The 11,754-nt window shown below is 72.5% G+C and carries 9 protein-coding genes; 2 read left to right on the top strand and 7 right to left on the bottom strand.

Features of this window, described 5'->3' with window-relative positions:
- The 3 genes from E1264_RS32345 to E1264_RS45625 all read right to left on the bottom strand — a co-directional run.
- A partial coding sequence (locus E1264_RS32345) for a serine/threonine-protein kinase (RefSeq protein ID WP_132179550.1) occupies positions 1-1,057 on the bottom strand: 1,057 nt, incomplete at its 3' end.
- A gap of 22 nt (positions 1,058-1,079) precedes the next feature.
- On the bottom strand, positions 1,080-2,690 hold the full coding sequence (locus E1264_RS32340) for a serine/threonine-protein kinase (RefSeq protein ID WP_132179548.1): 1,611 nt from the start codon (positions 2,688-2,690) through the stop codon (positions 1,080-1,082).
- A 37-nt stretch (positions 2,691-2,727) separates the two neighbouring features.
- Positions 2,728-4,770: a serine/threonine-protein kinase gene (locus tag E1264_RS45625; protein WP_243711302.1), complete on the bottom strand. Its 2,043-nt coding sequence runs from the start codon at positions 4,768-4,770 to the stop codon at positions 2,728-2,730.
- 176 nt (positions 4,771-4,946) lie between these two features.
- Here E1264_RS45625 and lysX point away from each other — a divergent pair, with 176 nt between their 5' ends.
- Positions 4,947-8,237, top strand: coding sequence for a bifunctional lysylphosphatidylglycerol synthetase/lysine--tRNA ligase LysX (gene lysX / locus E1264_RS32330; protein WP_243711301.1), 3,291 nt, complete (start codon positions 4,947-4,949; stop codon positions 8,235-8,237).
- Here the strand turns inward: lysX and E1264_RS32325 are convergent.
- Both E1264_RS32325 and E1264_RS44855 read right to left on the bottom strand, forming a co-directional pair.
- Positions 8,234-8,755: a hypothetical protein gene (locus E1264_RS32325; RefSeq protein ID WP_132179546.1), complete on the bottom strand. Its 522-nt coding sequence runs from the start codon at positions 8,753-8,755 to the stop codon at positions 8,234-8,236. The two genes, lysX and E1264_RS32325, sit on opposite strands and share 4 nt — an antisense overlap.
- 41 nt (positions 8,756-8,796) lie before the next feature.
- Positions 8,797-8,946, bottom strand: a complete 150-nt coding sequence (locus E1264_RS44855) for a hypothetical protein (protein WP_207936510.1) — start codon at positions 8,944-8,946, stop codon at positions 8,797-8,799.
- A gap of 248 nt (positions 8,947-9,194) precedes the next feature.
- Here E1264_RS44855 and E1264_RS32315 point away from each other — a divergent pair, with 248 nt between their 5' ends.
- Positions 9,195-9,929: a hypothetical protein gene (locus tag E1264_RS32315; protein WP_132179544.1), complete on the top strand. Its 735-nt coding sequence runs from the start codon at positions 9,195-9,197 to the stop codon at positions 9,927-9,929.
- Positions 9,930-10,394: 465 nt separating this feature from the next.
- Here the strand turns inward: E1264_RS32315 and E1264_RS32310 are convergent, their stop codons facing one another.
- Both E1264_RS32310 and E1264_RS43865 read right to left on the bottom strand, forming a co-directional pair.
- Entirely contained in the window at positions 10,395-11,486 is a 1,092-nt protein-coding gene (locus E1264_RS32310) for a winged helix DNA-binding domain-containing protein (RefSeq protein ID WP_132179542.1), read from the bottom strand.
- 76 nt (positions 11,487-11,562) lie between these two features.
- Positions 11,563-11,754, bottom strand: a 192-nt coding sequence (locus E1264_RS43865; RefSeq protein ID WP_165964489.1) for a hypothetical protein, incomplete at its 5' end; no start/stop codon positions are given.

Genomic DNA, 11,754 nt, shown 5'->3' with positions numbered 1-11,754 from the left:
CCTCGGGATCCTGCCCGGGACGGGGCCGCTGGTAGTGCGTGCCGTTCTGGCTCGGGCTCGGGCTCTGCGGCCGGGCCTGGTTGTGGGGGCGGCTCGTCGGCTGGAACTGGCCGGGGTCGCGGCGGGTCGGCGGGTTCAGGTCGTCCGGGTCGAGGACGGTCTCCGACGCGTCGTCCGCCCGGGTGGGCATGAAGCGCCCGGACGGCTCGTCCGCCACCGTCTCCTCGACCTGCGCCGCCGGCGGGGGCAGCATCGCCACCCGGGTGAGCAGCGGGTGCGCCTGCGCGGCGGTCATCCGGTGCACCGGCTCGCGGGCCAGCAGGCCCTCCAGCACGTGCGCGAGCGGGCCCGCGTTGCGCGCCGGCGGGACCGGCTCGGTCAGCGCGGCCTGCAGCGACGCCATCGCGTCCGACCGCTCGTAGGGGGAGCGCCCCTCGACGGCCGCGTACAGGGTCGCGCCGAGCGCCCACAGGTCGGAGGCGGGCACCGCGCGCTCGCCCTGCGCCCGCTCCGGCGGGATGTAGGCGGGCGAGCCCATGACCAGGCCCGTCTGCGTGAGGGTCGTGTCGCCCTCCACCTGCGCGATGCCGAAGTCGGTGAGCACGACCCGCCCGGTGTCGGTGATCAGCACGTTGCTGGGCTTGACGTCGCGGTGCAGGATGCCCTTCTCGTGCGCGTGCCGGAGCGCCCCGAGCATCTGCAGCCCGATGTCGGCGACCCGGCGGTGCTCCATCGGCCCGCGTTCGAGAAGGTCCTGCAGGGACGGGGCGAGGACCAGCTCCATCACGATCCAGGGCCGGTCGGACTCCTCGACCACGTCGTGGACGGTCACGACCCCGCTGTGGTTAAGCCGCGCCGACGCCCGCGCCTCCCGGAACGTCCGCTCGTACAGGACGCCCCGCTCGCTCTCGTTCAGCCCGGGCGGGAGCACGACCTCCTTGACGGCGACCTCGCGGTCCAGCATCACGTCGAAGGCGCGCCACACGGTGCCCATGCCGCCCCGCCCGACGACCGAGTCGAGCCGGTAGCGGTTACCGAGCAGACGTGCCTGTGCCATGGCTAGAGGGTCCCCCCACTGGTCATCCCACCCCGGAGGGACGGAACGTGTCGAGCACATTCTTCACGAGTGCCTCGTTCGCGTTCCACTGGGACGCGGGAACCGCAACCACCACAGCATAGGGCCGGCCATCGACGATCACACCGCGATCGCGCGCCCGGGTGACGCCGCCCGCGCGCGACCACGCGAACTCGATGTCGGCGGCGGGCACGCCGCCGACGTCCGTCCGCATGATCTCACCGATCCGGCGGAAATCCTTCAGTTTCCCGTCGGCGAGGGCCTCCTGCTCCCAGGTGACCCAGTGCTGGTAGGGGTCGCCGGACCACTGCGTCTGGTCGACCTGCACGTAGGCGCTGGTCCGGGGATCGAGCCAGATGACGCTGTTGCCCTGCTCCGACCGCCGCCAGCCGGGCGGGACGCCGATGGTGAACCCGGGGCCGCCCGCCCGCACGAGCCCGGGCGGGAGCGGCGCGTCGGCCGGATCGGGCGAGGTGGATGACGCGGGCGCCGCGGGCGTCGTGGGCGTGTCCGGCACGGACCGGCCGGTCGCGGGCGGGGACTGCTGCGCCGCGGCCTGCCCACCGCCGCCGGACGATCCGTCCGGCCACAGCAGGAACCCGGCGACGGCCAGGACCGCCGCCGCGGTGACGGCGCCCGCGAGGATCGGCAGCACGGGCGACCGCTTCCGCGCGGGGACGGGCGCCGTCCACTGGCCGCCCGGCTCCGGGACGGGCACGGGCACGGGCACGGAAACGGGAGCGGGGACGGGGGTCGTGCTCAGGGCGGGCGGCGCGTCCGACACGGTGTGGTCGGCGGCGGCCTGGCCGGAGGCGATGGCGGTGAGGGCCTCCTCGGCGCGGTCGCCGCTCATCCGCCGGACGGGGTCGCGCTCCAGCAGCCCGGTGAGGACGGGCGCGAGCGGCCCCGCGTTCCTCGGCGGCGGGACGTCCTGCGTCATCACCGCCGCGAGCACCGCCATCGGATCGCTGCGGTGGTGCGGCGCGCGCCCCTCCGTCGCGGCGTAGAGGGTCGCGCCGAGGGCCCACAGGTCGGACGCGGGGATCGCCGGGTCGCCGTTGACGCGCTCCGGCGACATGTACGAGGGCGACCCGATGAGCAGCCCGGTGCCGGTGAGCGTCGCGTCCCCCGCCACCTGCGCGATGCCGAAGTCGGTGAGGACGGCGCGGTCGCCGTCCGCGACCAGCACGTTCGCGGGCTTGACGTCGCGGTGCAGGATGCCGATCGCGTGCGCGGCCCGCAGCGCGCCGGCGATCTGCCGCCCGATCGCGGCGGCGCGGGCGGGCGGGAGCGGGCCGTCCTCCTCCACGATCTCCTGGAGGGAGCGGGCCGGGACGAGCTCCATGACGATCCACGGCCGGCCGTCCTCCTCGACGACGTCGTGGACGGTCACGACGCCCGGATGGTTCAGCCGCGCGGAGGCGCGGGCCTCCCGCAGCGTCCGGCGGTGCCGGTTCTCGCGCTCGGCGTCGTCCAGCCCGGCGGGCAGGACGACCTCCTTGACCGCGACCTCCCGGTCGAGGGTCTCGTCGCGGGCCCGCCACACCGTGCCCATGCCGCCGCGTCCGACCACGGATTCGAGCCGGTACCGGCCCGCGAGAACGCGACCTGCCATCAGACGCGGGTCTCCTTCGGTCGTCGTCGGCCCGTCGTCAGTCGCCGGCGGGCTTGAAGAAGCGGTAGACGGGCTGGAGGTCGGCGTGGACCTTGGCCCAGTCCTTGTCGGGGGCGCAGAGGAGGATGGCGTAGCCGTGCCCGCTCGCGACGAACCCGCGGTTGAGGATGCGCATGCGGCCGCTCTTGCCGTCGTAGGTGAACTCCCAGTCGGCGGAGTCGTCGCCGTCGCCGGTGTCGGGGACGGGCGGCTGGTCGCCGGTCGGCGCGATCTTGATCTTCTGGTAGCCGGGGAAGCGGGGCCCGTTGCTCTCCTGCCGCTTCCAGTCGTCGATCGCGCTGTCGCCGGGGTCGTCGGTCTGGTCGATCTGGAGGTAGGTCTTGCGGTCGGGCGAGTAGAAGAAGTCGCCGCCCGCCTTGCGCTCGGGGCCGCTCCAGCCGGTCGGGACGGGCACGGAGTAGCCGCTGCGGTCGTTGTGCATCCGGAAGCCGGCGGGGAGCCCCGCGCTCGGCGAGCCGCTGGGTTTCGCCGTGCTCGCCGGTGCGGACGGGCTCTTGGACGACGTGGTCGTCGCGCCCTGCTTGCGGGCCGGCTTCTCGCCGCCCCCGCCGCCGTTGGCGAGCGCGATGCTCGCGACGATCACGATGACGATCAGGACGACCGCGGCGACGATCACCACTTTGCGGTTGGAGGCGAGCGCGGGGCGCCCGACCGGGTGCGTCGTCGGCGGGAAGTGCGTCGTCGTGTCGGCCGGTGGCGCGTCGCCGGACGAGCCCTGCTGGAGCGACCCGTGACCGGACGGCGCCGCGCCCGCGGTCGGCTGCGTGCGCTGCGCGCGCGGGCGGGAGCGCCAGGACAGGACGCGGTCAGGATCGGGAGTCGTCTCGCCGGGCCCCGCCTTCGAGGCCCGCCCGGCGGCGTCCCCGGACCCGGGCGTGACCGCCCTGCCGGAGCCGGTCGCGGGCCCGGCGGCGCCCGCCGCGGCGGACGGGATGTCGAAGCTGGTCAGCTGGTCGGGACGGGCGCCCAGGGTCTCGGGACGGGGCGCCGCGCCGCCCGGGTCGACGCTCGTCGCGCCGCCGGGGTCGTCCATCTCCGCCGGGATCGGCTCGTCGGGCGCGTACGTCTCCGGGTACGGCTCGGCATACGCCTCCGCGAACGCGTCCGAGGTCGTCATCTGCGGGCCGGGAAGCTCGCCGGCGGAGTACTCGACGGCCATCGTCCGCTGGTTGTCGACGCTCTCCCGGCGGACGATCTCGTCGAGCAGCGCGCCCGCCTCGATCGCCTCCATCCGCTCGTCGGGGTTCTTGCGCAGCAGGCCGTCGATGACGGGGATGAGCCGGCCGCCCTTCTCCGGCGGGTCGGGCTCGTCGGAGATCACCGCGACCAGCGCGGCCATCGGCTCGGGCCGCTCGAACGGCGACTTGCCGTTCACCATCGCGTACAGGGTGACGCCGAGGGACCACAGGTCGGAGGCGGGGCCGGCGACGCGCCCGCGGGCCCGCTCCGGCGCGATGTAGGCGGGCGAGCCCATGACCAGGCCCGTCTGGGTGAGGGTGGCGTCGCCGGAGGCGGTGGCGATGCCGAAGTCGGTGAGCACGGCGCGCTCGCCCGTCCGCCCGGCGCCGGTGATCAGCACGTTGCTGGGCTTGACGTCGCGGTGCAGGACACCGGCCTGGTGCGCGGCGTGCAGCGCGGCGAGCATCTGCCGGCCGATCTCGGCGGCGCGGTGGACCTCCAGCGGCCCCTCCTGCTTGATCACCTGGTCGAGCGAGCGGGCCCGGATGAGCTCCATGATGATCCAGGGGCGGTCGTCCTCCTCGACGACGTCGTAGACGGTGACGACGCCGGGGTGGCCGAGCCGCGCGGCCGTGCGCGCCTCACGGAACGTGCGCTTATGGTGTACGGCGCGTTCCTCATCGGTGAGACCATGCGGGAGGATGACCTCCTTCACCGCGACGTCACGACCGAGGACCTCATCGTGCGCCTGCCAGACCGTCCCCATGCCGCCGCGGCCGACCTGGGTGACCAGGCGGTAACGGCGGGCGAGCAACCGCTCACCGGTGGGTTCACTTGGCATATCCGCGACCATATCGACTTTTGCTGACAACCTTGGACCGAGCTTGCAAGCCACATCCCCCTACCCGTACGACGCCCGGCTCTACCTGGAGGTTCGCCGCCCAGAGGGTCGCCACGCGGCGGTTCGCCGCCCGCGCCCCGGTCGCCCGGGAACGCCCGCACCGGACACCGACCGGCGTGACATCCGTGACCGGTAACCGGGTCGAGTGGGGGCGGTTGATCCAGGCCGCGCCGACCATCTTCTTCTGGTACACCCGCCTCTCCGGGATCCTGTCGCTGCTCGCGTGGGTCTCCTATGGTCTCATCCTCGAGATGGCCGACATCTGGGCGCTGCGCTGGATCGGCTACCTCGGCTGGTTCCCGAGCGTGCCCCTCGGGCTGCTCTGGATCCTGCTGTCGATGGGCGTCCGGCGGCGCAAGAAGGCCGCGTGGCGGATCCTCCTGCTGATCTTCTGCCTGCCGGCCGCGCTGGTGGTCACCGGGGTCCTGACGACGCTCCTCGACCCGGGCCGGCGCACGCCCCCCGGCCTGATCGTCACCACCGGCGTCTATCTCGCGGTGCTCGTCCTGCTGGTCGCGGCGCGCGGGCAGTTCACCACGCTGCCCGACCGCGCCGACCGCCGCCTCGCGGGCCTGGTGTTCACCAACCTGCTGTTCGTGACCTGCGGGATCGGCACGTTCCTCGTCACCCTCACCGACCGCGACCACAGCGGCGGCCCGTGGACGCACCCGCTCTACGCGATCTCCCAGACCGTCCTCGGGCCGCGCGTCACGGGCAAGCCGATCGACGTGGACGTGCCGCTGTGGGTGGACGCGATCCTGTGGGTCCTCGGCACCGGGCTGCTGATCGCCACGTTCTGGGCGATGTTCAAACCGGGGCGCCGCGACCCCGTCCTGCGGCCGAAGGAGGAGCTCGCCGCGCGCCGGCTGCTCGCCGAATACGGCGAGCAGGACTCGCTCGGCTACTTCGCGCTGCGCCGCGACAAGGACGTCATGGTCGCACCGAACGGTAAGGCGGCCATCGCCTACCGGGTCGAAGGTTCGGTCTCGCTGGCCAGCGGCGACCCGCTCGGCGACCCCGAGTCGTGGGACCGGGCGATCGAGGCGTGGCTGGAGGAGTGCCGCGCGCACGCCTGGATCCCCGGCGCCGTCAGCGTCGGCGAGCGCGGCGCGCACGCCTACCGGCGGCACGGGTTCGACGCGCTGGAGCTCGGCGACGAGGCCGTCATCGACCTCACCCGCTTCAACCTGGAGGGGCGGGAGATGCGGCAGGTCCGGCAGGCCGTCCGGCGGGTCGAGCGGGCCGGGTACCAGGTGCGGATCCGGCGGCACTCGCAGATCCCCGACTGGGAGATGGCCGAGCTGATCAGCAGCGCCGACGCCTGGCGCGGCGAGGACACCGAGCGCGGCTTCTCGATGGCGCTCGGCCGCCTCGGCGACCCCACCGACGGCCGCTGCGTCATGGTCGAGGCGTTCGACGGCGACGGCCAGCTGCGCGGGCTGCTCAGCTTCGTCCCGTGGGGACGGGCGGGCCTGTCGCTGGACCTGATGCGCCGCGACCGGGCCGCCGAGAACGGCCTCAACGAGTACATGGTCGCCAAGCTCGCCGAGAAGGCCGCCGCCGTGGGCGCGCAGCAGCTCTCGCTGAACTTCGCGATGCTGCGGTCGGCGTTCGCGCGCGGCTCGCAGATCGGCGCGGGGCCCGTCGCGCGGCTGTACTACCGGTGCCTGTCGTTCGCGTCGAAGTTCTGGCAGCTCGAATCGCTGTATCTGGCGAACTCCAAATACCTTCCCGACTGGCGTCCGCGCTACATCTGCTACACGCAGAGTCGCGACCTCGTCCGGCTGGGCCTCGCCTACGCCCGCGCGGAGGGCTTCCTGCCGAACCTGAACCGGCCGAAGCTGGACCGCGCCGCCGCGACGGGCCCGGCCAGCGGTCTCGTCGAGCGGATCAAGGAGATCGAGGACGCCGCCGAGGCGGCCTGCGTGCCCCGGCGGCGGCTGTCGGAGCAGGAGCGGGTCAGGCACGCCAAGCTCGACCGGATCCGCGCCGCCGGGATGGAGCCGTACCCGCTCGGCTGCGAGCGCACCGACGTCGCCGCCGACATCCGCGCCCGGTTCCCGGCGCTGGCGCCCGACACCCGCACCGGGACGCGCGCCGCGATCGCGGGGCGGGTCGTCCTCGCCCGCGAGCACGGCCGGCTGATCTTCGTGACGCTGCGGGACGAGACCGCCGACCTCCAGGTCATGCTGACCGCCGACGCGCTCGGCGACGACTCGCTGCACAGGTGGAAGGCGCTCATCGACCTCGGCGACCAGGTCGCCGTGGACGGCGAGGTCGTCACGTCCCGGCGCGGCGAGCTGTCGGTGCTCGCCTCGTCGTGGACGCTCGCCGCGAAATGCCTGCGCCCGCTGCCGAACAAGCGGTCCGGGCTGTCGGACCCGGAGGCCCGCGTCCGGCAGCGGTACGTCGACTTCATCGTCAACGACGACGCCCGCCGCATGCTGCGGATGCGCGGGGACGCCGTCGCCGCCGTCCGCGACGCGCTGCGCGAGCGCGGATACCTCGAAGTCGAGACGCCGATGCTGCAGCCCGTCCACGGCGGCGCCGCGGCCCGGCCGTTCACCACCCAGATCAACGCCTACAACATGCAGCTCTACCTGCGGATCGCGCCCGAGCTGTACCTGAAGCGGCTGCTGGTCGGCGGTGTGGGCCGGGTGTTCGAGCTGAACCGCAACTTCCGCAACGAGGGCGTGTCGCACAAGCACAATCCCGAGTTCACGATGCTGGAGGCGTACGAGCCGTACGGAGACTACGACACGATGGCGACGCTGACCCGCTCCCTCGTCGTGGCCGCGGCCCGCGCCGCGCTCGGCACGACCGTCGTCGTCCGGGACGGCGTCGAGCACGACCTCGCGGAGCCGTGGCGGGAGATCACCGTCTACGGGTCGGTGTCCGAGGCCGTCGGCGAGGAGATCACGCCGGACACGGCGGTGGACGTCGTGCGCAAGCTCACCGACCGGTTCGGGCTGGGGTTCGACCCGCGGTGGGGGCAGGGGAAGCTCGTCCAGGAGCTGTTCGAGGCGCTCGTCGAGGAGGAGCTGGCGGCGCCGACGTTCGTCCGGGACTACCCGGCGGAGACCTCGCCGCTGACCCGCCCGCACCGCCGCGACCCGCGCCTCGCCGAGAAATGGGACCTGATCGTCTTCGGGCTCGAACTCGGCACCGCGTACTCGGAGCTGATCGACCCCGTCCTGCAGCGGCGGCGGCTCACCGAGCAGTCGCTGCAGGCCGCGGGCGGCGACCCGGAGGCGATGGAGCTGGACGAGGACTTCCTGCGCGCCCTCGAATACGCGATGCCCCCGGCGGGCGGCATGGGCATGGGCATCGACCGGCTGCTGATCACGCTGACGGGCTGCAGCATCCGCGAGACGATCCCGTTCCCGCTGGTGCGCCCAGGGGGTTAGAGGGTTCGCGGGATGGGGCGGTAGCCCTGTTCGGCCAGCCAATGGCGTGCGGTGCCGCGCCTGGCGTCCTCTCCCTCGGGGAGGATGCCGGGCGGGATCGGCAGCCAGCGCCCGGGGTCGTGCGTCTCGTCCGTGGGGATCTCGCCGGCGAGCAGGACGTCGCCGCGCTCCAGGTCGAGGACGTGGAACCCGTCCTCCATGGCCGCCGCCACCGCCCCGAGGTCGGCGGGCAGCGGGAGCAGCCCCGCGGCGCGGCCGTGGCCGAGCGGCACGGACAGCTCGGCGGCCAGCTCCGCGTCCCCCGGCCACCCGCGCTCGGCCAGTAACGCGCGGCAGTCGTTGGCGAGCCACGCGCCCTCGGCCCGCCCGCGCGCGGCGGCCATGAGGGCCACGTCGCCCGCGTACTGCAGCACCGGCTCCAGCGGCCGGTCCTGCAGCAGTTCGAGCCCGGCGGCCCAGTCACCGCGATGCACGGCGGACCGCAATCGCGCCAGCGCCTCCACATCCCATTCGATCACATCGACATTTGTACAGACTTCTCCGGATGTGGGGAGGCGATTCAGCGCGTCCGCTCGTCCTCCGCGTGGACGGCGTTGAGTTCGCGGCCGTCCCGATCACGCTTGGACCGTCCAAATAGGCCGGCGGGGCCGCCCGCGTGGACGGGGCCGTACTCGCGCGGCCGTTCCACCGCCCTGCGCCGCCAGATCATCGCCGGGCTTCATGAGGATCACGCACAAGCGTGCTCGAACAGGACCCATGACTTCTCGTCGCCACGAATGACGTCGCGCCGCACCGGAACCAGTTCCTCTGGCACGCACGCGATTATGCACTACGGCACCGGCACTCTCCCACCGATTTATTCTCGGCGGCCCACTCCCTTCAGCTGAAAAATCGTTGGGGATTCCGCACGGAACTCAGTACCGTTGGCGCTGTTCTGAACGGGAAGGTGAAGAGACCGTGGCAAAGCTCAATCAGATCATCGCCATTGAGAAAGGCGTGAAGAGCCGTGCTCAGCGCGAGCTGGCCGACGTCCTGCGCGTGCTGCAGAAGCCGGCGCTGCTGTCGGGCATCTCGCGGGTCTACCGTCCCAAGGACGAGGAGGGCGAGACGCTCCCGCCGGAGTCGACCAAGGTCCAGGTCAGGTCGGAGGACGCGCTGCGCGATGTCGCCACCGCGCTGACCAGGCTGTTCGACGTCGTCGCCACCAAGGACTGGGCGAACCGCGAGGCCCGCGCCGACGTGGTCGTCGACGGCCGGACGATCGTCGCGCAGGCGCCGGTCACGTACCTGCTGTTCCTGGAGAAGCAGCTCACCGAGCTGCTCGCGCTCATCGACAAACTGCCCGTCCTGGACGCCGCCGAGTCGTGGAGCTACGACGAGAGCCAGGACGTGTGGCGCACCGATCCGGTCGAGACGTCCCGCACGAAGAAGGTGCCGCGGGCGCACGTCCTGTACGAGGCGACGGAGAAGCACCCGGCGCAGGTGGAGACGTTCACCGAGGACGTCATCGTCGGGACGTGGACGAAGGTGGCGTTCTCCGGGGCGCTGCCCGCGCGCCGTGTCAACGAGCTGCGCGACCGCGTCGACCGCCTGCAGGCCGCGGTGAAGTACGCGCGCGAGGAGGCCAACGCGGCGGAGGTCGACGACCGGCAGGTCGGCGAGGCCGTTTTCGCGTACCTGCTCGCCCGATGAATTCCCGGGCCCTTTCTCATCCGGCCGGCGGACGGCCGTCCGGATGAGGAAGGGCCCGCCCGAGACTCCCCCGCTGGAGCGCGGGGGTCGCGTCCGAAAGGGCGCGGAAGCTGAGGACGAGGCTCATTCTCAAAGCGGTGACACTGGCGGTTCAAATCCGCTCCCGGGCACTCGCGTCCGGGTGGCCCAAGTCTGGTAGAGGCGGCCGCGTCATGCTCAGATTATCGCTCCAGAATCAGTATTCGCCGTTCTCTCGCCGGCGAAGGCGGCCGGTCTTTCCCGAGGTTGGCAGTTCGAATCTGCTCCGCGGCTCTCGTGCTGCGGTAGCTCAATGGAAGAGCGCGGGCAAGAAAACCTGATCTGCCGCCTGTTCAACGCCGGTGAGCGCATACAGCGGCACACGGGCCCCGGGGCTGGGTAGCACCCCGGGGCCCACCGCCGTTCCGTCCCCGATGGATTGTGGAGTCAGGCCGTCCATGGGGTGATGCGGACGTCGTGGTCGGCGCCGGGGGCGGCGAACTCCAGAAGGCGGGCGGCTTCTTCCTCGACGGCCGTTTCGTCCGGGAGGGGCGCGAAGCGCTCGATGGTGAGGGCGGCGGTGGCGGCCTTCCTGTCGTGCTTGAGCGTCCAGAGGCCGTGGACGCGGCCGTCCACCAGGAGCGTGGGCTTCGTGACCGCGCCCACGCAGACGATCTTGCGCTGCTCGTCGGTCATCAGCCGGGTGCGGTCGGCGTAGGCGAGGATGAGGTTGTCGAAGCCCGGCAGGAAGCGGACGGGCGCGGGCCCGTCGTCGGGAATCCGCAGGTCGGGCAGGTCGAAGAGGTCCACGCCGTTCTCGTCCTTGTAGACGCGGAGGCCGGGGCGGAGTTCCTCGAAGGCGGCGTCCATGCGGCGCAGGCCGGACCACATCTGGAAGTCCTTGACGGACGCTGGCCCGAACGCGGCCAGGTAGCGGCGGATCAGGCGGGCGGGAACGTCCTCGTACAGGGGCTCGCCGATCCATTCCTCGGCGAGGGCGAACGGGGTGGCGCCGCCGACGTTCCAGGTCCCGCTGGGCGGCGGGTGGACGACGGGCAGCATCGCCTGGACCGACCATCCGAGAGCCAGGACGTCGCGGTCGGGCCACAGCTCGGCGAGGGCGCGGGCGAGCTGGGGACGGGTGAGGACCTGGCCGTCCAGGAGCTTGCGGGCTTCGGTGGCGAGCACTTCCAGGTCCCATCCCTTGGAGTCGCGGCCGAACGCGGCCTGCCGCCCGCGGGTGAGGCATTCCTGGACGAGCGGGCGCAGCCACCGGTAGTCGTCGGCGAGGGCCAGGTGCTGCGTGCCCCGGAGGATCGACCCGCGCACGACGGAGCGCTCGTTCATGAGGTCGGTGAGTTCCTGCTGCCGGAAGCCGGTGAGCCTCGTCCACAGGCAGTAGTACGGCACGTTGTTCTCCTGCGCCTGGATCGCGACGAGGAGGGCGACCGCGTCCCGGGCGGACATGTCCGAGCGTTTCAGGAGGAGCTGCCGGTCCAGCGCGGCCCGGTTCAGCGCCCGTCGGTCCAGTACCCGCATCGCCACCCCGCTTCCAAGAGGAACGAACCATTCCGCTCCACTATATCAGAACGGAATGGTCTATTCCGGAGGTCGGCTAGCCCGGATCGCCCTGCTGCTCCCGGTACGCGCCGACCGCGTAGCGGAGCCGGGCGCCGACCAGGAGGGCCTCGTCCTCCGGGCAGCCGAGCAGGCGGGTGACCAGCTCCACGATCTGGTCGTCGGACAGGTCCGGCTCCCGTTCGGCGATGCGCCCGACGATCTCGATCAGTTCGGGACGCTTGTAGCC

Source organism: Actinomadura sp. KC216 (assembly GCF_004348535.1).
In the GTDB taxonomy this organism is placed as follows: Bacteria; Actinomycetota; Actinomycetes; order Streptosporangiales; family Streptosporangiaceae; genus Spirillospora.
The sequence above is the reverse complement of the archived record's forward strand: the minus strand, read 5'-3'. Positions and strand labels throughout refer to the sequence as shown.